This window comes from Polaromonas sp. SP1 (assembly GCF_003711205.1).
GTDB lineage: Bacteria > Pseudomonadota > Gammaproteobacteria > Burkholderiales > Burkholderiaceae_C > Polaromonas.
The window spans coordinates 2,244,205-2,267,501 of sequence record NZ_CP031013.1; the positions used below are offsets into that span (position 1 = coordinate 2,244,205).

At 62.7% G+C, this 23,297-nt stretch carries 26 protein-coding genes; 17 read left to right on the forward strand and 9 right to left on the reverse strand.

Translation table 11 applies throughout. The features are described from left to right. The first annotated feature begins 75 nt into the window (after positions 1-75). From ubiE to DT070_RS10720, 15 genes are all read left to right on the forward strand, one after another. On the forward strand, positions 76-807 hold the full coding sequence (ubiE, locus tag DT070_RS10650; RefSeq protein ID WP_122955374.1) for a bifunctional demethylmenaquinone methyltransferase/2-methoxy-6-polyprenyl-1,4-benzoquinol methylase UbiE: 732 nt from the start codon (positions 76-78) through the stop codon (positions 805-807). A 58-nt stretch (positions 808-865) separates the two neighbouring features. After that, the gene (locus DT070_RS10655) at positions 866-1,861 is read left to right on the forward strand and encodes a Tim44 domain-containing protein (RefSeq protein WP_122955375.1); all 996 of its coding nucleotides are present in this window, start codon (positions 866-868) and stop codon (positions 1,859-1,861) included. Positions 1,862-2,199: 338 nt separating this feature from the next. Continuing rightward, positions 2,200-2,820: a hypothetical protein gene (locus tag DT070_RS10660; protein ID WP_122955376.1), complete on the forward strand. Its 621-nt coding sequence runs from the start codon at positions 2,200-2,202 to the stop codon at positions 2,818-2,820. Further along, positions 2,817-4,370: a ubiquinone biosynthesis regulatory protein kinase UbiB gene (ubiB, locus tag DT070_RS10665; protein ID WP_122955377.1), complete on the forward strand. Its 1,554-nt coding sequence runs from the start codon at positions 2,817-2,819 to the stop codon at positions 4,368-4,370. Before DT070_RS10660 ends, ubiB begins: the two co-directional genes overlap by 4 nt. 127 nt (positions 4,371-4,497) lie before the next feature. After that, positions 4,498-4,866, forward strand: a complete 369-nt coding sequence (locus tag DT070_RS10670; protein WP_122955378.1) for an FmdB family zinc ribbon protein — start codon at positions 4,498-4,500, stop codon at positions 4,864-4,866. After that, positions 4,866-5,495 carry a DUF502 domain-containing protein gene (locus tag DT070_RS10675; RefSeq protein WP_122955379.1) on the forward strand — a complete coding sequence of 210 codons (630 nt, stop codon included), beginning with the start codon at positions 4,866-4,868 and terminating at the stop codon, positions 5,493-5,495. Before DT070_RS10670 ends, DT070_RS10675 begins: the two co-directional genes overlap by 1 nt. A 52-nt stretch (positions 5,496-5,547) precedes the next feature. Beyond that, entirely contained in the window at positions 5,548-7,353 is a 1,806-nt protein-coding gene (gene aspS / locus DT070_RS10680; protein WP_122955380.1) for an aspartate--tRNA ligase, read from the forward strand. A 40-nt stretch (positions 7,354-7,393) separates the two neighbouring features. Beyond that, the gene (gene nudB / locus DT070_RS10685; protein ID WP_122955381.1) at positions 7,394-7,840 is read left to right on the forward strand and encodes a dihydroneopterin triphosphate diphosphatase; all 447 of its coding nucleotides are present in this window, start codon (positions 7,394-7,396) and stop codon (positions 7,838-7,840) included. A 134-nt stretch (positions 7,841-7,974) separates the two neighbouring features. Next, on the forward strand, positions 7,975-9,201 hold the full coding sequence (gene clsB, locus DT070_RS10690; protein ID WP_122955382.1) for a cardiolipin synthase ClsB: 1,227 nt from the start codon (positions 7,975-7,977) through the stop codon (positions 9,199-9,201). Between the two features lie 98 nt (positions 9,202-9,299). Next, positions 9,300-10,022: a GTP cyclohydrolase I gene (folE, locus tag DT070_RS10695; protein WP_122955383.1), complete on the forward strand. Its 723-nt coding sequence runs from the start codon at positions 9,300-9,302 to the stop codon at positions 10,020-10,022. Positions 10,023-10,024: 2 nt separating this feature from the next. Then, a complete protein-coding gene (locus DT070_RS10700) occupies positions 10,025-10,447 on the forward strand; it encodes a BLUF domain-containing protein (protein WP_092129065.1) in 423 nt (140 codons plus the stop codon). A 26-nt stretch (positions 10,448-10,473) separates the two neighbouring features. Beyond that, positions 10,474-11,355: an EamA family transporter gene (locus DT070_RS10705; RefSeq protein WP_122955384.1), complete on the forward strand. Its 882-nt coding sequence runs from the start codon at positions 10,474-10,476 to the stop codon at positions 11,353-11,355. Between the two features lie 7 nt (positions 11,356-11,362). After that, positions 11,363-12,184: a DUF429 domain-containing protein gene (locus tag DT070_RS10710; protein WP_122955385.1), complete on the forward strand. Its 822-nt coding sequence runs from the start codon at positions 11,363-11,365 to the stop codon at positions 12,182-12,184. Between the two features lie 188 nt (positions 12,185-12,372). Beyond that, positions 12,373-12,870, forward strand: a complete 498-nt coding sequence (locus tag DT070_RS10715) for a thermonuclease family protein (protein WP_240642545.1) — start codon at positions 12,373-12,375, stop codon at positions 12,868-12,870. 151 nt (positions 12,871-13,021) lie between these two features. Continuing rightward, on the forward strand, positions 13,022-13,528 hold the full coding sequence (locus DT070_RS10720; RefSeq protein WP_122955387.1) for a BON domain-containing protein: 507 nt from the start codon (positions 13,022-13,024) through the stop codon (positions 13,526-13,528). A 209-nt stretch (positions 13,529-13,737) separates the two neighbouring features. On the opposite strand, the gene DT070_RS10725 is transcribed toward DT070_RS10720, so the two are convergent. The 6 genes from DT070_RS10725 to DT070_RS10750 all read right to left on the reverse strand — a co-directional run bounded on the left by DT070_RS10725 (position 13,738) and on the right by DT070_RS10750 (position 17,338). Next, a complete protein-coding gene (locus DT070_RS10725) occupies positions 13,738-14,052 on the reverse strand; it encodes a BON domain-containing protein (protein WP_122955388.1) in 315 nt (104 codons plus the stop codon). Between the two features lie 126 nt (positions 14,053-14,178). After that, positions 14,179-14,628 carry a hypothetical protein gene (locus tag DT070_RS10730; protein WP_122955389.1) on the reverse strand — a complete coding sequence of 150 codons (450 nt, stop codon included), beginning with the start codon at positions 14,626-14,628 and terminating at the stop codon, positions 14,179-14,181. Between the two features lie 39 nt (positions 14,629-14,667). Next, positions 14,668-15,033, reverse strand: a complete 366-nt coding sequence (locus DT070_RS10735) for a hypothetical protein (RefSeq protein ID WP_122955390.1) — start codon at positions 15,031-15,033, stop codon at positions 14,668-14,670. 35 nt (positions 15,034-15,068) lie between these two features. Further along, positions 15,069-15,452: a hypothetical protein gene (locus tag DT070_RS10740; protein ID WP_122955391.1), complete on the reverse strand. Its 384-nt coding sequence runs from the start codon at positions 15,450-15,452 to the stop codon at positions 15,069-15,071. Between the two features lie 132 nt (positions 15,453-15,584). Beyond that, complete coding sequence (locus DT070_RS10745) at positions 15,585-15,749, reverse strand: DUF1328 domain-containing protein (RefSeq protein WP_092129048.1); 165 nt, start codon at positions 15,747-15,749, stop codon at positions 15,585-15,587. 248 nt (positions 15,750-15,997) lie between these two features. Continuing rightward, entirely contained in the window at positions 15,998-17,338 is a 1,341-nt protein-coding gene (locus DT070_RS10750) for a CHASE3 domain-containing protein (RefSeq protein ID WP_228778524.1), read from the reverse strand. A 137-nt stretch (positions 17,339-17,475) separates the two neighbouring features. Here DT070_RS10750 and DT070_RS10755 point away from each other — a divergent pair, with 137 nt between their 5' ends. Continuing rightward, positions 17,476-18,108 (forward strand): response regulator transcription factor, encoded by a 633-nt coding sequence (locus tag DT070_RS10755; RefSeq protein WP_007867910.1) that lies wholly within the window; start codon positions 17,476-17,478, stop codon positions 18,106-18,108. Positions 18,109-18,110: 2 nt separating this feature from the next. Here DT070_RS10755 and DT070_RS10760 read toward each other — a convergent pair whose 3' ends face one another. Next, positions 18,111-18,491: a response regulator gene (locus DT070_RS10760; RefSeq protein WP_122955393.1), complete on the reverse strand. Its 381-nt coding sequence runs from the start codon at positions 18,489-18,491 to the stop codon at positions 18,111-18,113. A gap of 246 nt (positions 18,492-18,737) precedes the next feature. Here DT070_RS10760 and DT070_RS10765 point away from each other — a divergent pair, with 246 nt between their 5' ends. Beyond that, entirely contained in the window at positions 18,738-20,876 is a 2,139-nt protein-coding gene (locus DT070_RS10765; protein ID WP_228778523.1) for an AsmA family protein, read from the forward strand. A gap of 15 nt (positions 20,877-20,891) precedes the next feature. Here DT070_RS10765 and DT070_RS10770 read toward each other — a convergent pair whose 3' ends face one another. Together DT070_RS10770 and DT070_RS10775 are read right to left on the reverse strand one after the other, a co-directional pair. Next, entirely contained in the window at positions 20,892-21,665 is a 774-nt protein-coding gene (locus tag DT070_RS10770) for a HesA/MoeB/ThiF family protein (protein WP_122955395.1), read from the reverse strand. Positions 21,666-21,726: 61 nt separating this feature from the next. Continuing rightward, a complete protein-coding gene (locus tag DT070_RS10775; RefSeq protein WP_122955396.1) occupies positions 21,727-23,166 on the reverse strand; it encodes a S41 family peptidase in 1,440 nt (479 codons plus the stop codon). Positions 23,167-23,297: the final 131 nt, after the last annotated feature.

Sequence of the window (23,297 nt, forward strand, 5' to 3'; positions counted from 1 at the left end):
CAATAAGCCCGCAATGCCCCGCGTCAGCTCAGGGTTGTCGGGATCAATGGCGCCTTTGCCCTCTAGCATTGATGCATGAGCAGTACCCATTTCGGTTTTGAATCCGTCGACGAACAGGACAAGGCACGCCGCGTGCGCAGCGTGTTTGACTCCGTCGCCCCCAAATACGACGTGATGAACGACCTGATGTCCATGGGCCTGCACCGCGCCTGGAAGGCCTACACGGTGCTGGTCGCCAACGTCAAGGAAGGCCACCACGTGCTGGACATCGCCGGCGGCACCGGCGACCTGGCGCTGGCCTTTGCCCCCAAGGTGGGCAGCACCGGGCGTGTCGTCCACACCGACATCAACGAAGCCATGCTGCGCGAAGGCCGCAATCGCCTGCTGGACGCCGGCGTCAGCCTGCCGACGCTGGTGTGCGACGCCGAACACCTGCCGTTCCCCGATGCCAGCTTCGACGTGGTGACCGTCGCCTTCGGCCTGCGCAACATGACGCACAAGGAAGACGCACTGCGTGAAATGAACCGTGTGCTCAAGCCCGGCGGCAAGTTGCTGGTGCTGGAGTTCTCCAAAGTGGCCAAGCCGCTGGAAAAAATTTACGACTGGTATTCCTTCAAGGTACTGCCCCGGCTCGGTAAGCTGGTGGCCAATGACGACTCAAGCTACCAATACCTCGCGGAGTCGATCCGCATGCATCCGGGCCAGGACGAATTGAAAGCCCTCATGCATAAAGGTGGTTTTGGCCATGTGGACTATCACAACATGACGGGCGGCGTAGTGGCATTGCATGTTGGAATCAAGTGTTGAGAAAAGTATTGATATTGAAAAAGTCAGGCGGCCTGAAAACCGCGATAAAGGAGACGGTATGAAAATCTGGTCGGCAATTTTTTCCGCGACGCTCGCAATTACCCTGGCCATGGCGGGCACGGCGGCGGATGCCAAGCGCCTGGGCGGTGGTTCTTCATTCGGCAAGCAGTCGTCCAACGTGACCAAGCGCGAAGCAGCGCCTGGCGGCACCAACTCGGCCGCCAAGCCGGCGGCGCCTGCGGCAACGCCGGCGGCTGCTGCGCCCAAGAGGCCTTGGGGCGCCATGCTGGGCGGCCTGGCGGCGGGCCTGGGCCTGGCCTGGCTGGCTTCTTCGCTGGGTTTGGGTGAGGCTTTCGGCCAGATCATCATGTTTGCCCTGCTGGCACTGGTGGTCATGGTGGTGATCGGCTTCATCATGCGCAAGCTCAAGGGCGGTGCGGCGAACGCGCAAGGTTCCGCGCCGGGGCAAACGCCGTTTGCCTTCCAGGGAGCCGGCAACGCCACCACCCCCAAGAACTACAGCCCTGAAAACGTCGGCAACGACGCATCTGCGCGCCCGTGGGAGCGCAGCAGCATGGCTTTTGATTCCAACAAATACGATGCAGCCGCACCTGCCGCGGGTGGCTCCATGATCGGCTCAGCCCTGCTGGGCGCGCAGTCCTGGGGTGTCCCCGCCGGCTTTGACGCGGAAGGCTTCCTCAAGGCCAGCAAAACCAACTTCGTGACTTTGCAGGATGCCTGGGACCGCTCCGACATCCAGAGCCTGCGCGCCATGATGACGGACGACATGCTCGAGCAGATCAAGACCCAGCTGGCCGACCGCGAGTCGCATACCGGCGGTGTGGTCAACAAGACCGAAGTCGTCATGCTGAACGCCCAGTTGCTCGGCATTGAAGAGCTGAGCGACGTCTACATGGCCAGCGTCGAGTTCTCCGGCATGATCCGCGAAGACGCCTCCGCAGGCGCCAGCCCCTTCCGCGAAGTCTGGAACATGACCAAGCCCCGCAGTGGTGGCAGCGGCTGGCTGGTGGCCGGCGTACAGGCTCTCCAATAACCCCCGTTCAGGCTCACTTCGTGTAGCCTGCTCCCCCCTTAAAAGGGGGCGGCGCCTTGGGCTGGCAAAGCCGGAAAATTGGCACACCCCTATCGGCCTCACTTCGTGTAGCCCTTTTCCCCTTGCAGGGGACGGTGCTTGCGGCCCGGCAAAGCCGGTTCCGCTGCACCCACTGATGAATACCCCGCACGGGTCGTGCCCAAAGAATTCTCCAACCCAGCATGAGCCCGCGGAACTGGCTTTGCCAGGCCGCAGGGCGGGCGGCCCCCTCGGGGGGCAGGGAGCCACACGCAGTGAGCGACCGTGGGGGCGATATTTCGGTCAAAATCGGAAGACGTATGAATACCACCCCGTCCCCCTTTGCTTTCCTGGAATCCATTGCCACCCGCTTTCAGCCGCCTGCCTGGGTGGTGGATGAAGGGCAGCAGCGATTGGTGCTTTTTCTCAACCATGTCCTGATGCAGGAAAAGCAGGCGCAAGACCGGCTGCTGCGGCAAAAAGGGCGTGTGGTTCATCTCCAGTGGGGTCTCTTCTCCATCGATCTGGTGGTGACGCCGGCAGGGCTTGTCGATCGCGCATCGCCTTCTGCCAAACCTGATCTTTCACTGGCAGTGGCCACCGAATCACCGTTGGTCGCCTTGCAGTCTGTCATGGCCGGCAAGCCGCCGCCAGTCAAGATCGAAGGCGATGTGCAACTGGCCGCCGAGCTTGGCTGGCTGGCAGAAAACCTGCGCTGGGATGCAGAAGAGGACCTCTCCCGCCTGATCGGCGATGCGCCCGCCCATACGGTGGCCGATATCGGACGCAAGCTGTTTGAAGGACTCAAGCAGTTCCTGGCAAAGACACCGTTGTCTCCTTCGGCCTCTTTCTCCTCTGCGGTGGCCAACCCCCCGGCATCGGCCCCGGCAGGTCCCGCAGTGCCAGGTGAGGGCGCCGCGCCTGCGAAGGCGCCTGCATGACCCGCCTCTTTCGGGGTATTTTTATTGTCTGGACCGTGCTTCGGTTCGGCCTGGACGAGTTGGTGCTGTCCAGCTTCCAGCGACCCTGGATACGCCTGCTGACCCGCATTGTTTCCGTCGGCCGCAACCTGAAGGCGCCGCGCGGTGAGCGTCTGCGCGAAGCGCTTGAAGGGCTGGGTCCGATTTTTGTGAAGTTCGGCCAGGTCATGTCGACGCGCCGCGACCTGCTGCCGCCCGACATCGCCGACGAGCTGGCGCGCCTGCAAGACCGCGTGCCGCCTTTCGATTCGGCGATCGCCGTCGCCATCATCGAAAAAGCTTTCGGCCGGCCGCTGGACCGGATTTTTGCAAGCTTCGAGCACACGCCGGTGGCCAGCGCCTCGATTGCCCAGGTCCACTTCGCCACCTTGCCCAATGGCCGTGAGGTGGCCGTCAAGGTGCTGCGGCCCAATATGCTGCCCGCCATCGAGAAAGACCTGGCGCTGATGCACATGATGGCCGGCTGGGTGGAAGGCGCGTCGGCCGACGGCAAACGGCTCAAGCCCCGCGAAGTGGTCGGTGAGTTCGACAAATACCTTCACGATGAGCTGGACCTGCTGCGCGAGGCGGCCAACGCGGCGCAACTCCGCCGCAACATGCAGGATCTCGACCTGGTGATGATCCCCGAGATGGTCTGGGACTTCTGCATGCCCGACGTCATGGTGATGGAACGCATGAAGGGTGTTCCCATCAGCCAGGTGCAGCGCCTGCGCGACGCCGGTGTGGACATGAAAAAGCTGGCGCGCGACGGCGTCACGATTTTCTTCACCCAGGTGTTCCGCGACGGTTTTTTCCATGCCGACATGCACCCGGGCAACATCCAGGTCAGCCTGGCGCCGGAGACCTTCGGCCGCTATATCTCGCTGGATTTCGGGATCGTGGGCACCCTGACCGAGGTCGACAAGGAATACCTGGCGCAGAATTTCAGCGCGTTTTTCCAGCGCGACTACAAACGCGTGGCCGAGCTGCACCTCGAGTCCGGCTGGGTCCCGCCCGAAACGCGGGTCGACGAGCTGGAAGCCGCCATCCGGGCCTGCTGCGAGCCTTATTTCGACCGGCCCCTCCGGGAAATTTCCCTCGGCCTCGTGCTGATGCGGCTGTTCCAGACCTCGCGCCGTTTCCACGTCGAGATCCAGCCCCAACTGGTGCTGCTGCAAAAAACCCTGCTCAATATCGAAGGCCTGGGCCGCGAACTGGACCCCGACCTCGATCTCTGGAGCACGGCCAAGCCCTTCCTCGAAAAATGGATGCTGGAGCAGGTCGGCCCCGAAAAACTGATGGCGCAGCTCAAGGCCGAAGCGCCCGCTTACGCCAAGCTGCTGCCCGGCCTGCCGCGCCTGCTGTCGCAATACCTGAAGTCGCCCCCCGGCATCAACCGCCGGGAGCTTGAAGAACTGCTGTACGAGCAAAAACGCACCAACAAGCTGTTGCAAAGCCTGATTTACGGCGGTTTGGGCTTTGTTTTGGGCCTGATTGCGATGCAGTTCTTCCTGCGAATCCGGGTCTTCTGAAGCCGCAGGGAAGGCCTTCAACGGCCTATAATTGAGGGTTTTGCATCTGGAAGCCTTTTCCAGGCAATTTCCCGGGGAAATTTCCGGACGACGTCCGGACAAAGCCCCCCTCAAAGTCTCAAGCACTATGCCAATCTACGCCTACAAATGCGAGTCCTGCGGGCATGCCAAGGACGTTCTGCAAAAAATCTCGGATGCACCGCTCACGGTGTGTCCGCAATGCGGTGAGCCCGCGTTCAAAAAGCAGGTCACGGCTGCGGGCTTCCAGCTCAAGGGCTCCGGCTGGTACGTGACGGATTTCCGCGGCGGTAACAGCACCGGAGTGCCCGCACCCAAGACCGACGGCGGTGAATCGGGCGGCAGCGGTGGCGACAGCAAGCCTGCAGACACCGCAGCAGCACCGGCCAGCACAGCCGCAGCCCCTTCTCCCGCCCCCGCACCGGCAGCGCCCGCCAAGGCGTCTGGCGGCGACTCCTCTTCCAAGACCTCCTCGTGATGGCTTCCATTCGCCGATGGCTTCTGGCCGGACTGCTGGTGCTGGTGCCCCTGGCGATCACGCTGTGGGTGCTCGACTGGATCGTCGGCACGCTGGACCAGACTCTGCTGATCCTGCCGGGCTCCTGGCATCCGGACAAGCTGCTGGGCTTTCATATCCCCGGTTTTGGCGTGCTGCTCACCTTGCTCATCGTGCTGCTGATGGGCGCCATCGCCAGCAACTTCTTCGGCAAAAAACTGGTTCGCTGGGGCAATTCTTTTTTAAGCCGCATCCCCATCGTGCGCTCCATCTATTCCAGTGTGAAGCAGGTGTCCGACACCGTGTTTTCGGAAAACGGCAACGCCTTTCGCAAGGCGCTGCTGGTGCAATGGCCGCGTGAAGGCGTCTGGACGATCGGCTTTCTCACGGGCACGCCCGGCGGCGATGTGGTCAACCACTTGCCGGGCGAATACCTGAGTGTTTACGTGCCGACCACGCCCAACCCGACCGGCGGCTATTTCGTCATGCTGAAGAAAAGCGACTGCATTGAACTCAGGATGAGCGTCGATGAAGCCTTGACCTACGTGATTTCGATGGGCGTCGTGGTTCCTGCCCGAACCGTCCCGCCACCCCTGACCCCACCTCTTTAAACAGCCAAGCTGCAAACCCCGCGCGTGAGGCGCTGAAAGTCCGAGAATTTTTATGGCCATCGTTTCCCAAATGCGTTCCAACTATTGCGGTCTGGTGACCGAGGGCCTCATGGGCCAAACCGTGAGCCTGTGCGGCTGGGTCAATCGCCGGCGCGACCATGGCGGCGTGATCTTCATCGACCTGCGTGACCGCGAAGGCTATGTGCAGGTGGTTTGCGACCCGGACCGCGCCGACATGTTCAAGACCGCCGAAGGCGTGCGCAACGAATTCTGCGTGCAGGTCAAAGGCGTGGTGCGCGCCCGCCCGGAAGGCACGACCAACGACAACCTCAAGAGCGGCAAGGTCGAGGTGCTGTGCCACGAACTGATCGTGCTGAACCCCAGCGTCACGCCGCCGTTCCAGCTGGACGACGACAACCTGTCGGAGACGACCCGCCTCACGCACCGCGTGCTGGACCTGCGCCGCCCCTACATGCAGAACAACCTGATGCTGCGTTACCGCGTGGCGATGGAAACGCGCAAGTTCCTCGATGCCAACGGCTTCATCGACATCGAAACCCCGATGCTGACCAAGAGCACGCCCGAAGGCGCGCGAGATTACCTGGTGCCCAGCCGCGTCAACGAAGGCATGTTCTTCGCGCTGCCGCAAAGCCCGCAGCTGTTCAAGCAGTTGCTGATGGTGGCGGGCTTCGACCGCTACTACCAGATCACCAAGTGCTTTCGCGACGAAGACCTGCGCGCCGACCGCCAGCCTGAATTCACCCAGATCGATATCGAGACGTCCTTCATGGCCGAGCAGGACATCCGCGACATGTTCCAGGGCATGATCAGCAACATCTTCAAGACCGTGCTGAACACCGACCTGGGCGAGTTCCCCGTCATGGCTTACGCCGACGCGATGCACCGCTTCGGCTCCGACAAACCCGACCTGCGTGTGAACCTGGAGTTCACCGAGCTGACCGACGTCATGGCGGCGGTGGACTTCAAGGTCTTCAGCACGCCTGCCACCACCGCCGGCGGCCGCGTGGTCGCCTTGCGCGTGCCCGGCGGCTCCGAGATGAGCCGCGGCGAGATCGACGGCTACACCGAGTTCGTCAAGATTTACGGCGCCAAGGGCCTGGCCTGGATCAAGGTCAACGACGTGAGCAAGGGCCGCGAAGGCCTGCAAAGCCCCATCGTCAAGAACATCCATGATGCGGCCCTCACCGAAATCCTCAAGCGCACCGGCGCGCAAAACGGCGACATCATTTTCTTCGGCGCCGACAAGGCCAAGATCGTCAACGACAGCATAGGCGCGCTGCGCCTGAAAGTCGGCCACAGCGAGTTCGGCAAAAAAACCGGGCTCTTCACCAAGGGCTGGAAACCGCTGTGGGTGGTCGACTTCCCGATGTTCGAGTTCGACGAAGACGGCCAGCGCTGGAGCGCCGTGCACCATCCCTTCACCGCCCCCAAAGACGGGCACGAAGACTGGATGGACACCGACCCGGGCCGTTGCATCGCAAAGGCCTACGACATGGTCCTCAACGGCTGGGAGCTGGGCGGCGGCTCGGTCCGTATCCACCGCGCCGACGTGCAGAGCAAGGTGTTCAGCGCGCTGAAGATCGGCCCTGAAGAGGCGCAAGAGAAGTTTGGCTTCCTGCTGGACGCGCTGCAGTACGGCGCGCCTCCGCACGGCGGCCTGGCCTTCGGCCTGGACCGCATCGTCACCATGATGACCGGCGCCGAGTCGATTCGCGACGTGATTGCTTTCCCCAAGACGCAGCGCGCGCAGGACTTGCTCACGCATGCCCCAAGCCCGGTCGACGAAAAGCAACTGCGCGAACTCCACATCCGCCTGCGCAATCCGCAACCAGCCTGATCAGCCGCTGGATATCACCCGCTGATGAGGAGGGGACACCTTGAAGCCTTTCAAGATCCCCGAATCCGTGCTGGTGGTCATCCACACGCCGCAGCTCGATGTGCTGCTGATCGAGCGCGCCGACAACCCCGGCTTCTGGCAAAGCGTCACCGGCTCCAAAGATGCGGTGGACGAACCCTTGTTGCAAACCGCAGCGCGTGAGGTGCTGGAAGAAACCGGCATAGATGCGGCGCCTGAACAGTTTCGCGACTGGGGTCTTGCGAATGTGTATGAGATCTACCCGGTCTGGCGCCATCGCTATGCGCCCGGCGTCACCCGCAACACCGAGCATGTCTTTAGCCTGTGCCTGCCTCACGCGCGCGAGGTGAAGCTCAACCCTCGGGAGCACATCGCCTCGCAATGGCTGCCGCACCACGCGGCGGCGGATCTTTGCTTCTCGCCTTCGAATGCTGAGGCTGTGCTTCTCCTGCCGAAATTCACCGACTGATCCTGCAGCGCAGGGCAGAGGCGCAACACTTTGTGAGTTTGGGTTCCACCGGATTGGCAAAGACGAGGCGCTCGGTTCAAATGGGATGGACCTTCCCGCCACCCTCGCCACTTCCAGGAAAAGAGCCGCCGGCCATGTTTCCACTCCACAAGTCCGGTGCGTTGCAACTGCTCCAGGGCGGGCGGGAATTTTTTCCTGCGCTCATCAATGCCCTCGACGCGGCGCACACCTGGATCCAGCTGGAAACCTATATTTTTGATTTCCACGGTGCCGGTGCCGAAGTGGCCGAGGCGCTGATCCGCGCGGCCCGGCGCGGCGTGACGGTGCAGGTGCTGGTTGATGGCATAGGCACCAGCCCCTTGCCGGCAAAGTGGCGCGATCAATTTGCGGCCGCCCAGGTCGACTGGTGTGTGTACTCACCCTTAGGCACGGGCTTGAGCGGGCTCGGCCTGCTGGTGCCCGAACGGTGGCGCAGGCTGCACCGCAAGCTCTGCGTGGTGGACCAGCACACGATGTTTTGCGGCGGCATCAATGTGCTTGACGATTTTTACGATCCCAACCATGGCGAGTTGCAGGCCCCGCGCGTTGATTTTTCCGTGGTGGTGACCGGCCCCCTGGCCGTGGAGGCGGCCGATGCCATGGCGTTGCTCTGGTGGCGCGTGCAGGCCGGCTACAGCGCGCGGCAGCGCCACATGGCCGCCGCATGGGAGAAGTTCAAGGAGGCGGGCTACGGCGGGCGCACCGGCACCACGCCGCTGGCCGCGGCCAACGGTGCGGGCGCCAGCGGACCCAAGGCAGCGCTCATCCTGCGCGACAACCTGCGCAACCGCAGCAGCATCGAGCGCGCCTACCGCAAGGCCATCGGCAAGGCGCACCAGGAAATCATCATTGCCAACGCCTACTTCCTGCCCGGTGGCAAGCTGCGGCGAGCCCTCGTCGGCGCGGCCAAACGCGGGGTACGCGTCACCTTGCTGCTGCAGGGGCGCTACGAATACTTCATGCAGTACCACGCGGCGCGCCCGGTTTACGGCGCGCTGCTGGCGGCGGGTGTGGAGATCCATGAATACGAAGCAGGCTTCCTGCACGCCAAGGTGGCGGTGGTGGACGGGCACTGGGCGACGGTGGGCTCTTCCAACCTCGACCCCTTGAGCCTGCTGCTGGCGCGCGAAGCCAATGTGGTGGTAGAAGACAAGGCCTTCGCCGAAGGCCTGGCGGGCATTTTGCGTGAAGCCATGGTCAGCCACGGCCGGCGCATGGAGCCGGCCGACCACAGCCACCGCCCCCTCGGACGGCGCCTGCAGGGCTGGGTCGCCTACGCCCTGGTGCGGCTGGCTTTGCTGGTGGCCGGTCAGCGCTATTAAATTGATAGCTGGTTGCCCAGATGGAATATGGGCTGGAGGCTAAAAACCTTGTCAAACTACGGACAAGACGATTTGGGGGCAGGCTGGTAATATCTGGCATGCTTATGAAATCAGACACGCCCCTGCAGGACGCGACCGACGAGGGGACACCCGTCTCCGTCAAGATCCGCGAACGCCTGGCCCAGGCACGCAAACGCTTCAACGCCAACGACAACATTGCCAGGTTCATTGAGCCGGGCGAGCTGGAAAAGCTGCTCGACGAAGTGACCGGCAAGATGCAAGGCGTGCTCGACAGCCTGGTGATCGACACCGAAGGCGACCACAACACCCACAACACCGCGCGCCGCGTGGCCAAGATGTACCTCAACGAGGTCTTCAAGGGCCGCTATGTGGCGCCGCCCACCATCACCGAGTTCCCGAACGCCGAGCACCTGAACGAGCTGATGATCGTCGGCCCCATCACCGTGCGCAGCGCCTGCTCCCACCATTTCTGCCCGGTCATCGGCAAGATCTGGATCGGCGTGCTGCCCAACGAGCACACCAACGTGATCGGCCTGTCCAAATACGCACGCCTGGCCGAATGGGTCATGGGCCGCCCGCAGATCCAGGAAGAAGCCGTGGTGCAACTGGCCGACCTCATCATGGAAAAAACCCAGCCCGACGGCCTGGCCATCGTGATGGAAGCCAGCCACTACTGCATGGCCTGGCGCGGCGTGAAGGACATGGACAGCAAGATGATCAACTCTGTGATGCGCGGTGTGTTCCTGAAAGATTCGACATTGCGCCGTGAATTCCTCGCACTGATTCCCCAAAAAGGCTAACCATGCTCGTCCGTTTACTCTATGCAAGCCGCGCGGTCGACACCAGCCCGGAGGCCATCGAAGGCATCCTGTCGCAGTCGCGCCAGCACAACCCTTCTTCCGGCATCACCGGCATCCTCTGCTACGGCGGCGGCATCTTCCTGCAGGCGATTGAAGGCGGCCGCATGGCGGTCAGCGAACTCTTCGGCCACATCCAGCATGACGCCCGCCACAAAGACGTGGTGCTGCTGCACTTCGAGGAAATCTCCGAGCGGCGCTTCGGCGGCTGGACCATGGGCCAGGTCAACCTGTCCAAGCTCAACCATTCGATTTTGCTCAAGTACTCCGAAAAAGCCGAGCTCGACCCGTACTCGGTCTCCGGCAAGGTCTCGTTCGCGCTGCTCGAAGACCTGATGGCCACCGCCTCTATCTGCGGCCGCGTTTGAGGCCTGCGTACCGCCAGGCCTGACGCGTGTCTCCAGGCGCCCTGGCCCTCGTACTCCTCGCCGGACTGATTCACGCCAGCTGGAACATCGCCGCCAAGAAGGCCGGCGGTGATTCCCGCTTTGCCGCTTTTACCGGACTGGTGCTGCTGGTGGCGTGGGCGCCGCTGGGCATCTGGTTCGGCATTGCCGAGCTCCCGCGCTGGGGTTGGCCTGAATGGCTGCTGCTGTGTGCCAGCGCCTTGCTGCACACCGTCTATTACATCGTCCTGCTGCGCGGCTACCGCAAGGCGGACCTCACCGTGGTCTATCCGCTGGCGCGGGGCTCAGGGCCGCTGCTGTCGTCGCTGGCCGCCATCGTGCTGCTGGGCGAGCAGATTTCCGCGCTCGGTGTGGCCGGTATCGCGGGCGTCGTGGGCGGCGTGTTTCTGGTCGCCGGCGGGCCGGGCCTGTGGCGCGCCTCGCACGACCCGGCGCAGCGCCAGCGGGTGCGCAAGGGCATGGTCTACGGCTTGTTGAGCGGCGCCTTTATCGCCGGCTACACCGTCGTCGATGGCTATGCGGTCAAGATCCTGCTGATGTCGCCGATCCTGGTGGATTACATGGGCAGCCTGCTGCGCATGGTGGTGCTGGCGCCCGCCCTGCTGCGCGACCCGGCTGAAACCAGGGTGGTGTGGAAGCGGCAATGGAAGTACGCGGTGTTTGTCGGCGTCGTCAGCCCCGTGTCCTATGTGCTGGTGCTGTACGCCATGCAGACGGCGCCGCTGTCGCATGTGGCGCCTGCGCGCGAGGTGTCCATGTTGTTTGCCGCGCTGCTGGGCGGCCACCTGCTGGGCGAGGGCGACCGTGCCTTGCGCCTGGCCGGCGCCGCCTGCATTGCGGCGGGCGTGATGGCGCTGGCGCTGGGTTGAGGCGGCGATGACGGTGCCCTTGCTGCTCCTCGGCTGCGATTTCTCCAGCAGCCCGACCCGGAAAAAAACCATTGTTTTAGCCCTGGGGGCCATGCTCCACGGGCGCTGTGTGCTATCAAAAATAGAGCGACTGGAATCGCTGGCGGCATTTGGGAACTGGCTGCAGCAGCCCCAGTCCTGGCTGGGCGCGTTTGATTTTCCGTTTGGCCTGCCGCGTGAACTGGTGGCGCATCTGGGCTGGCCGCTGCAGTGGGAAGCCTGCATGCGCCACTATGCGGCCTTGAGCCGCGAAGACATCCGCGCCACCTTTTCCGCCTTTTGCGACGCGCGGCCCGTGGGTGGCAAGTTCGCCCATCGCGCCGCCGACGGCCCTGCCGGCTCCAGCCCCTCGATGAAATGGGTCAACCCGCCGGTTGCCTACATGCTGCACGCCGGTGTGCCGCGTTTGCTCGCGGCCGGTGTGCACCTGCCCGGCCTGCATGACGGCGACACCCAACGCGTGGCACTCGAGGGTTACCCTGGCCTGTTGGCGCGCGAAGTGCTCGGCAGCCGTTCATACAAAAGCGACGACAAGGCCAAACAGACGCCTGAGCGGCTGATCGCCCGCAAGGACCTGATCACCGCGCTGGAGAACGGGCAAACGCGGCTGGGCCTGCGTCTCAAAGTCAGTCATGCGCAGCGCGACCTGCTCGCCGACGACGCCAGCGGCGACAGCCTGGATGCCGTGCTGTGCCTCCTGCAGGCGGCCTGGGCGGCGCAACAGGGCGCGCCCCGCTATGGCCTGCCGCCGGAGATGGACGCCCTTGAAGGCTGGATCGTTACCGCCTGAATTTGCCGGAAAGCTGTCTGTACATACAGTACATTGAGAGGCCTTCTCTGCTCCATGATCCGCCCTATCCCCGTGGGTCTTCACCCATAAAGTTCAGCATGTTTTATGCCTCCAGCCCAATCACTGTATTGGCTGATAGCTATCAATTTGGTAGCAAATACTGCCCGCTGAAGGCCTGTTTCCTGGCCTTGCTTCTGCTGGCCGCCGCCCCTTTTTCCGCCTTCGCAGCCCCGCGCGCCAAAGCGGCCTGGTCCGGCGTGGTCACCTATGTGGTCGACGGCGACACGGTTCGTGTCAGGCCGCCTGGCGGCGGCAAGCCGGTCGCCATCCGCCTGGAGGGCATTGATGCGCCGGAAATCTGCCAGGCCTTTGGCACCGCTTCGCGCGATGCACTCATGCGGCAGGTGCTGGGCAAGCGCGTACAGGTCTACGGCAAACGCCATGACGACTACGGCCGCCTGCTGGCAAGGCTTGAGTTTCAGGGGGAAGACACCGGCAAATGGATGGTCGCGCGCGGCCTGGCCTGGTCTTACCGTTTCCGTTCCAGCCCCGGCCCCTATGCGTCGCAGCAGCGGCGCGCCAGGTCCGCGGGTTTGGGCCTGTTTTCGCCCGCGCATGGCACGCCGCCGGTGTACCCGGCGCAGTTTCGCCGGCAGCACGGCTCTTGCCATCCTGCGGGCAAATAAGCGCTGTCGCTTGTCCTACGGGCGTTTCAGCCGGCGCCGATGGGCGTCAACGGCCTTGCTGGCTAGAGTGAATGTGCGCGAATTTAACGTCGCCCCCCGCGTGTCGCCCAGCGTCCCGGGCATTTGCACACTCACTCTCAAAGGAGCCATCATGATCCACACCCCCTTGTATTCTTCGTCGGCCCGCGGCGCCCTGCGGCCCCTGGCCATCGCCAGTGCCGTCGCCCTTGCGCTGGCCCTGTCTGCCTGCGGCAAGCAGGATGACGGCAAAACAGCCGGCCAGCAACTCGACTCCGCCATTGCCAAGACGGAAGCCGCCGCCGCCCAGGCCAAGGCCAAAGCCGAAAGCGAAATGGCCAGCGCCGGCGCCGCGATGAAAAACGCGACCCAAGGCGCCGAATCCTCCGGCAAGGACATGGCCGCCAAAGCCGGTGAAAAAATTGACGACCTGACCATCACCACCACCGTCACCGCGGGCCTTGCCAAAGACCCCGACCTGAGCGCGCTCAAGATCAATGTCGACACCCGAAACGGCGCTGTGACGCTCAATGGCTCGGCCCCGACAGAGGCAGCCCGCGACAAAGCCGCCACGCTGGCAAAAGCTGTCAAAGGCGTCAGTTCCGTGGACAACAAGCTGGTCGTGAAAGCCGCCAGCTAACCGCCGCGCCGCTTTCTGCGGCCCCACCCAAACGCCCCCGGTTCCATGAATCGGGGGCGTTTCTTCTTGTGTGCATGGCCTTCATAAACCAGGCGGACAAACGACACAAGAAAAACGACAAACTGCAAACGACAAAAGGCAGGCCATGGAATGAATCCATGCCTGCCTTTTGCAGCCACCCTTGCGGATGGCCGGACGGTAAAAACCGTTTACGGGCGAACGATGATGTCGTTGCGCACGGCCTTGACGTTCTTCGTGTTGCGGGCGATGTTTTCAGCCTGCGCTTTTTCAGCGCTGGACTTGGCAAAGCCGGACAGTTGAACCGTGCCGTTCAGGGTTTCGACCTTGATGGCCATTGCCCCGACGGTCTTGTCTTCAACGAACTTGGCCTTCACAGCGGTGGTGATGGCGGCGTCATCGACATATTCACCGGCGGTGGACTGACCACGCCCGACAGCGCAGCCGCTGCCGATGATGGTGATGCCTGCCAGGGCTGCGAAAGCGATTGCGCGAGCGTATTTCATATTGTTTTCCTCTAGAGTTGATTTAATGGTTTGGTGCAAGGTTAAAAAAGCCTGTCGATAGGCGGCACCACGCCAGTCGACTTGCGGTAATCATTGTTCGGAACGGCCAGAGCGCTCATATGGACCTCATTTGGACTTCTGGGCCTGTTCGGAATGAGGGGATGCACTGGACAGCATCGACAGCAAGGCGCCGGAAATTTCCGACGACTTGAAGGCCGCCAGCAGCAAGCTGCCGACGGATACCAGCCGCCACGGGCGGATCAGCACCGTCGCGGCGCCGGCTGCGGCAGCGATGCCCAGCAACTGCAGCGGTTTTTCTTCAGCGTAGTGCTGCAGCGTCGGTTTGGCCAGCCCGAACGCCACGCTCACGGGATGGTGATGCCACCAGGCGCCCAGTGCGTGCTTGAGGATGCCCCAGGTGCCGCCTTCGAAATGGCCCGAGCCGTTTTCGCCGTCTTGCCCGGCGCCGGCTTCTTCATCGTGCTCGTCATGGGCATCACGGCTCATGTGCCGCACGATCGCCTTGCGGCTGCTGGCCAGGCGTTCTTGCGGGGTGGGGGCGGTGAGGGAGGTCATGGTGCGTCTTGGTGATCAGGTGTTTGCATCGGCAAGCCGTCAGGCGGCCATGCGCAGGGCGCGGGCGTCGCTGTCGATTTGCGCCTTGAGTTCGGGAAAGCGTTCATTCACGAAAGGCTTTCGCGCCTTCAGCACCGCCACGATCAAAATCACCAGCGCAACGCCCGGAACACCCACCAGCGCCCAGTGGAACTGGTTTTGCAATGCGCCCAGCATCACGGCCGTTCCGGCCAGGCCCAGAAATACCACCGCCGCCAGCACCGCAACAATCCAGGCCACGGCGCGCGCCAGCAATTCGGCGCCCGCGTTGGAGGCCTCGTCGTGGAACAGTGCCGCATAGGCCGACAGGTGATCCACGACCAGGTCCGGCCGTTGCACGATGGTTGAGAAGAGGGGGTGAAGCATTGGAGGGCTTGGTCAGGAAATCAGGGGGCCGTAGATCAGTAGCGGTTCTGGTTGCGATGGCGTGCCGAGGACACGAGCAGTGCAATGCCTGCGCCGACGGCTGCGGCGATCAGCACGGAGCGCAGTGGTTGCTCCGAGACATAACGTGTGGTGGCGCCGGCCGCGTTTGACAGCGACTGCTGTGCACGGTCTTTGGCTTCCGATGCGATGTCCAGGCTCTGGCGGGCCAGGCGCTGGGCTTTGGAGGCCAGCATGTCGACCACGGGGTCGACGCTGCCGCGCAAATCGCGAACCTTGCTCTCGGCTTTGTCGAGCGCATCGTTGGCATAGCTGCGTGTGGTGTCAACGGCCTTCTCGGCGGTGTTGAGCACCTGGTCGGAAGCCTGGCGAGCAGTTTGGGCGGCGGTTTGGGTGTTCATGTTGAATCCTTGAAGAGAAGTGGATGAAATGGGCGATTCGAAAAAGGGGGCGTGGCCGTTAACCGGTGAAAAAAGCGCGGCCGGGGAAAAGGGCCGCGCTGTTATGCAGGATTGAATGAAAGCGCAGCGCCGTCATCCCTTCCTGATCAGGCTGACGACAAAACTCACGATGGCCATGATGGCGAAGATGAAGAAGAGGATCTTGGCGATCTCGACGGCGCCCGCTGCAATACCGCCGAAGCCGAACACGGCTGCGATCAATGCGATGACCAGGAAAACGACGGAATAGTGCAACATCTCGGGCTCCTTGCTGTGACTGGGTGATGGCGCTTTCTCTTTCGAAACGCCTGTAGCCTAGGTTAAGCAAGAGCCGCGATTCCCCTCATCGGCTGCCAGCGTGTGCCACTGTCAGCTCCAGCGGCGGGGCCCTGTAGGAGGGGGCCGACAGTTTGTTACGCGAGGGCGTGCGCGGGCGCCGGTGTGGTACAGCGCCGTGAAGGCATTGCATCCCCACGGATGTGCGCGGCCGGCGCCGTGTCAGAGCGTCAGATCGTCTTGGGCAGCACCGCGGAAATCCGTGTGCCGCTGCCCTCGGTGCTGGCCACGGTCAGGCGGCCGCCGGCGGCTTCGACCCGATGCCGCATGCCGGCCAGGCCATGGCTGCCCGGTCCGACGTTTTCCACCTTGAAGCCCCGGCCGTTGTCCTTGACCTCGACAGCGATGTAGCTGTCGAAGTTGTGCAGGCTGATCTCGGCCTGCTTGGCTTCCGCGTACTTGCCCATGTTGGTCAGAGACTCCTGCACGAGCCGGTAGACCGTCAGTTGCGCGGAGCCGCCGAGCTCGACCTGTTCCAGGTCGGTGGTGATGGCGATGCCCGAGCGCTCCTCGAACTCGTGCGCCAGGATTTCAAGCGACGCCACCAGGCCCAGGTGCGACAGCGAGGACGGCCGCAAGTCCTCGACAATGCGGCGCTTCAGGGCGATCCCGCTGTTGAGCGTGTTGGTCAGGTGCGCCAGCCGCTCGGCGGCTTCCGGCAGGTTGCCCGCCAGGCGCGACTTCAGACGCGCGACGTCCAGTTTGGCGGCGGTTAAAAGGGCGCCCAGTTCGTCATGCAGCTCGCGCGCCAGGTGGCCGCGTTCGTCTTCGCGCACATTCTGCAAGTGGGTGGCCAGCTCGGCCAGGTTGGCGGTCCGCTCGCGGACCTGTGTCTCGAGAAAATCGCGCTCTCGCTGCAGCGACTCCTGCTCGCGCCGGCCGGAGGCAAGCAGCGCCTTGGTTTGCAGCAGGTACATATAGAACGCCAGCAAGCCGGCCAGCGCCATGGTGGCAACGCCGATGCGGGACAGCTGCAGCGTGCTCTTGATCTGGACCTGCCCCTGCGCCATTTTGTCGATGCTGCTGGCCGAGAGCTTGGCCGCCTGCTCGCGGATGGCGTCCATGTGCTCTTTCCCGACGTCCGTGGTCAGCACGAACTTCCAGGCGTCCTCGTTGCCTTCCTTGCGCATGCGCACGCTGAGGTCCATTTCGGCCAGCTTGCGCGAGACATGCCGGGACATCTGGCCGAACTCCGTGAGCTGCTCCGGGTAAGGCGTGAACAGCTGGCGCAGGGTGTCGAGGTTCTGGTCGATATCGGCCAGGGCGGTGCTGTAAGGCTCCAGGTACCTTGTGTCGCCCGTCAGCAGGTAGCCGCGCTGCCCGGTCTCGGCGTCCAGCACATGCTGCAGCAGTTTGTTGATGGCGCCGCGGGTCAGCTGGGCCTCTTCAATGGCGGCCGCCGCATCGGTAGACTTGCGAAAACTTGCCTCGTTGATGAAGATAAGGATTGCCGCGGCCAGCACTGCCAGGGGCAGGCTGATGGCCATTTTGGGGATCGCAAATCGTTTCACGGCAAACTCCGTTTGGTACTTCGATGAAGAATTCGTCAATAATGGATGCTGAAAATTAAAGCAGATACCCGTCGGGGTATCTCTTTTCGCGGCATTGCCCGCTTGTGTTTATGCAGGCTTTATAGAAAGACAGCGACATGATCAAAATTGGAATTGTGGACGACCATGCCATTGTGCGTTCGGGGCTCAAGCAATTTTTCTCCGACCAGGTCGACTTGCGCGTGGTCGGCGAGGCAGGCAGCGGCCGCGAGGCCATAGACCTGGTTCGCAATGTCGAGCTGGACATCCTGGTGATGGACTTGTCCATGCCCGGCCAGAGCGGCATTGATGCGCTGGCCATGATCCGGGCGAAAGCGCCCGACGTCGGAATCCTCATCCTGAGCGGGTACCCCGAAGAGCACTACGCGGTCAACCTGATTCGCCAGGGCGCCAGCGGCTACCTCAACAAGGAATGCGACCCCTCCGAAATCGTCGACGCGATCCGCGTGATCTCGCTGGGCAAACGTTACATCACGCCGGCCGTCGCCGAACTGCTGGCGCAGCAATTGAACCGGCCCAACGATGTGGCGTCGCATGAGCAGCTGTCCGAGCGGGAGTTCCAGGTGTTCCTCAAACTGGCCAAGGGCGAAACCGCAGGCGACATTGCCAAGGCGCTTTCGCTGAGCGTGAAAACCGTGAGCACCTACCGCACGCGCGTGATGGAAAAAATGAGTCTTTCGTCCAACAGCGATTTGACCTACTACGCGCTCAAGAACAAGCTGATCGACTGATTTCAAACGGAAGTGCCGCTCTGCTGGATGCAGTAATCCACCAGGGCGTCAATCTCATTGGATTTATCGAACACGGCATCAACGCCCAGCTGGGCGCAGCGTTGCCTGATGTCCGCCGTCGCGTAATTGCTCAGCACCACCACCTTCTGCCGCGCGGGGCGGTCCCTGCAGGCGGCCAGCACACCCAGGCCGCTTCCCTGCTTTAAAAACAGGTCAACAATCGCCAGATCCCAGTTGTCGCGGTTTTCCGTCAGCCAGGCCTTGCCTTCGTTTTCGGTTTCGGCGGTTCCTACGGCATCAATGCGTGCCAGTTCCTCAAGCGTCCCGATCAGGTTTTCACGAATGGTGGGATTGTCTTCTACGATGTACGTTTTCAGTCTCACTGCTCAGGTCCAGGTAGGAGGCCGCTTGGCTTTCGAAGTATTACGAAAGTCCCAAAAGCTCAAATGTCTCTTGTCACTTAATGTATCTTTCCGTTGGGCTTATTCTGCCAGCGGCAACGGGCGGCACTTGTAGGAGGACTCCTACGGTGTGAGCCAGGTATGCATACAAATGCACGGATATGGCGTTGTAGGCACATGCTCACAGCATGTCATGGTGCCTGCCGACTGCCCTGAATGGTTTGTTCGGTGGATATTCAAGGCTCTGCAATTCAGAGCATGTGCGCGGCCGTGAAGCGGTCTTGGCCCACGCCGGCGATTGGAGAGCAAGTCCCTCAGAGCGGGCTTGAACCATCAGAACGCCAACCCATGACCAACTCCTCCTCCCGGCCAGTCCTTCTCAAGAGAATTCTTGCCGGTGTGGCGGCCTTGCTTGTTGTATTGGTGTTGGTAATCGCCTTTTTCCCGTGGGACGCCATGCGCGGGCCCATCAACCGTTATGTATCCGACCAGCTTGGTCGGCGGTTTGAAATCACGCGCCATCTGTCGGTAGACCTGGGGCGAACCGTAACGGTCCGGGCCGATGGAATCGAGCTTGCCAATCCCGAGTGGGCGCGCAAGCCATATCTTGTCAAGGCGACCGCCGCCGAATTTGATATCAAGCTCTTTCCTCTTCTGGCAGGGCGCGTTGAGATTCCCCGTATTGCACTGACTGAGCCGGAGATCGGCTTGCAGATAGAGCCCGACGGCAGGCGTACCTGGGCGTTGTCGCGCGACACCTCGGATGAGGGAGCCGTTCCGCGAATCGATGCCCTGCTGATCGACCGGGGCACGCTTGACTACGAAGCCGCCGCCCAGGGCGCGAACATCAATGTGCAGTTTTCCCTTGCACAGGAAGCCAAGGGCGAGTTGCCCTTGAGCTACAAGGCGAACGGTAAATGGAAGAACGAACCCTTCAGCGCCAGCGGGCGCACCGGCGGCGTATTGCAGTTGAGCAAGGATCTCGAAGCGCCTTTTCCGATAGAAGTGAGTGCCGTTGCCGGAAGAACGAGCCTGAAAGCCAAAGGAACGATTGCGAATTTGGCCGACCTTGCCGGCATCGATGCAACCTTCGATTTGCAGGGCCGCAACCTGGAAGAGCTTTACAAATTGCTGGGCGTTGTGCTGCCGTCGACGCCGCCCTACAAGCTGCGCGGCAAGCTGGCCAGGCACGGCAAGGTGTGGGCCGCCAGCCAGATACAGGGAACGCTGGGCAGTTCCGACCTCAGCGGTGCACTGAGCTACGACCAGTCGGCCGCCATACCTCTTTTGTCGGGCAAGGTGCAATCCCGCCTGCTCGATTTCGCCGATCTCGCGCCGGTGATCGGCCTGCCGCCTCCGGCGGGGCCCACGCAGACAAGTGGCTCGGCAGCTTCAACGGGCGGCAGCCAAGCCGCACCGGTGAAGAAGGTCAAGGCGGCACCGTCCACGCGCAAGGTGCTGCCGGTCGCAACACTGGATGTCACGCGGCTCAAGGCCATGAATGCCGATGTTGTCTATTCGGCGGCTGACATTCGCCATGTGGAAGTTCTGCCGCTGGACAAGGGTAGCGTTCACGTCAAGATCAATGCCGGTGTGATGCAGCTCGAGCCGATTTCGCTGGGGATTGCGGGCGGCACGGTAGCGGGCAGCATCCGTGTTGATGCCAATGTGATGCCGGCGGCCTTCACCACGCGGCTGGATGTGCGCGCCGTGCAACTCAACAAGCTGTTCCCGGCGGTGGAAACCAGCAAGAGCAGCCTTGGCAAAATCAGCGGGCAGTTTGACCTGAAAGGCCGGGGAAATTCCGTGGCGCAAATGCTGGGGTCCGCCTCCGGCGACATGGCTGTCTTGATGGGCAAGGGAGAGATGAGCAACATCCTTCTCGAATTCATGGGCCTGGATGGCGGCGAGGTCATCAAATTCCTGGTGCGGGGCGACCGCAACGTGCGTTTGCGCTGCGCTGCTGCCGCTTTTGGTGTGAACCAGGGGTTGATGACAAGCAAGACCATCGTGCTCGACACCGCCGACACCGTGATCAATGGGCGCGGAACCATCAGCCTGGCCAACGAAACACTGGACCTGATCCTGGATCCGGCGCCCAAGGATCAAAGCATCCTGAGCTTCAGGTCGCCGCTGAGGATTAGCGGTACTTTTGCCTCCCCGAGCGCCGGCCCCGACAAGGGAGCCCTGGCCGGCCGGGCCGGTGTGGCGATAGCGTTGGGAATCCTGAACCCCTTGCTCGCACTTGCCGCCACGATCGAAACCGGGCCGGGTCAGGATGAAAATTGTTCGGCCATTCTGGCCAAGGCGACATCGGCCGGTGTGTCGGGTGTGGCTTCTCGCATCCCTGCATCGGCCACGCGCTAGAGCTTGCGGCGCGGGTCAGCCCGCGTGTGGATGTCCGGCGTGGCCGCTGCCGCAGACGGCGCATGCCGTGTTCCGCGTCAGCCTCATCTCGCTCCACTCCATGCTTTTGGCTTCGAGCATCAGCAGCCGGCCGGCCAGGGATGGTTCCACGCCGCAGATCAGCTTGAGGGCCTCCGCCGCCTGTGTGCTTCCGATGATGCCGACCAGGGGCGCAAACACACCCATGGTGGCGCACTGCGTTTCTTCCAGCAGGTCCGACTCCGGAAATACGCATGCATAGCACGGTGACTCTTCTCTAGATGCGTCGTAGACCGACACCTGGCCGTCAAAACGGATGGCGGCGCCCGAGACCAGCGGTTTGCAATGCTTCACGCAGGCGCGATTGATCGCGTGGCGGGTGGCAAAGTTGTCGGTGCAGTCGAGCACCAGGTCGGCGCCTTGGACCAAGCGGTCCAGCAGGGCGTTTTCGGCGCGTTCTGTCACGGCGGTTACCTTAACGTCAGGATTGATCGCTGCGATAGCCTGCCGCGCCGAGTCGGCCTTGTATTCATTGACGCGGGCCAGGTTGTGGGCGATTTGCCGCTGGAGGTTGGTCGCATCCACCCGATCGTGGTCGACGAGGGTGATGTGGCCGACGCCGGCGCTGCCAAGGTAGAGCGCGACAGGTGAGCCGAGCCCACCCGCACCGACGATCAGCACATGCGCGTTGAGGAGTTTTTCCTGGCCTTCAATGCCGACCTCGTCGAGCAGGATGTGCCGGGAATAGCGAAGCAGCTGGTCGTCGTTCATGAAGGAAAAGCGGGGCGGCCGCGCAAGGCGGGCGCCCCGGGGGCTTGGGCGCTATCGCGGCCTAGTTTTCTTTTTTCTCGTTTTTGGGCTCAACCACGGCGGTCTTGCTGACCAGCACGGGCCGGCCCTTGAGCTTGTTGATCGCCTGGGCCAACTGAAAGTCCTTGTCGCTGCCCAGCTCAGGCGGACGGCGTTGTTCAGGCGTCTTCTTGGCTTCTTCTTCCAGCCGCTTCAAGGCTTCCTCGCGGGCCTTTTCACGGCCGGCGTCCTTGACTTCGGCGCCCTGGCCGCTGTTGAGGTGTTTCTCAAGATCGGCTTCACGGGTGCGCAGGGCGGCAAAAGGGCTGCCCTCGGCGGTTTCGTCCACCATCACGTCGGGCACAATGCCGCGCGCCTGGATGGATTTTCCGCTGGGCGTGAAGTAACGCGCTGTGGTGAGCTTCAGGCCGGTGTCCGGGCCCAGCGGCCGCACGGTCTGCACCGAGCCCTTGCCGAAGGTCTGGTTGCCCATGATGGTGGCGCGCTTGTAATCCTGCAGCGCGCCCGCCACGATCTCGCTGGCCGAGGCCGAGCCTTCGTTGACCAGCACGACCAGGGGAACGTTCTTCACCGCTGCCGGCAGGCGCTTGAGCGGGTCGGCGCCGTTGCGGCGCAGGTAGAACTCGGGCGCAGCCTTGTAGGTGAACTTGCTTTCAGCCAGCTGGCCGTTGGTCGACACCACGGTGACGTTTTCAGGCAAGAAGACAGCCGACACCGCGACAGCCGCATCCAGCAGGCCGCCCGGGTCATTGCGCAGGTCCAGCACCAAGCCCTTGAGGTTCGGCTCCTGCTTGTAAATCTGCTCAAGCTTGGTGACGAAGTCCTCGACGGTGCGTTCCTGGAACTGGCTCAGGCGGACCCAGGCATAACCGGGCTCGACCACCTTGCTGCGCACCGACTGCGTGCGGATTTCTTCGCGCGTGATCGTGACGGGGAAAGTGCGGTTCTCGTCCTTGCGGAAGATGGTGAGCGTCACCTTGGCCTTGGGCTCGCCGCGCATTCTCTTGACGGCTTCGTTGAGCGTGAGGCCCTTGACGGGGGTGTCGTCAATGCGGGTGATCAGGTCGTTGGGCTTGAGGCCGGCGCGGTCGGCCGGGGAGCCTTCGATCGGCGAGACGACCTTGACCAGGCCGTCTTCCTGGGTGATTTCGATGCCGACGCCGACAAAACGGCCGCTCGTGCCTTCGCGGAATTCCTTGTAGGACTTCTTGTCGAAGTAGACCGAGTGCGGATCCAGGCTGGCCACCATGCCGGAAATGGCGTCGGTGATGAGCTTTTTCTCGTCCACCGGTTCGACATAGTCGGTTTTAACCATGCCGAAAACGGCGGCGAGCTGCTGCAGCTCTTCCAGCGGCAGCGGCGCAAGACCGGCGCGGGCCACGGCTTGCAGCTGCACAGTGGTGAGGGCTCCCGCCACGGCACCGATTGAAATCCAGCCTGCTATCTTGAGCTTCTGACCCATAGAAAATACCTTCGTTAACCTGTTGGGGAACCCTTGCTCCCCCTATGTGAAGCAATATACACCTTGGAGAAAGGCCAAGTGCCACAGTTCCGCCAATCGGCGCCGCTTGTGCCGCAAATGCGCCAAAAGCT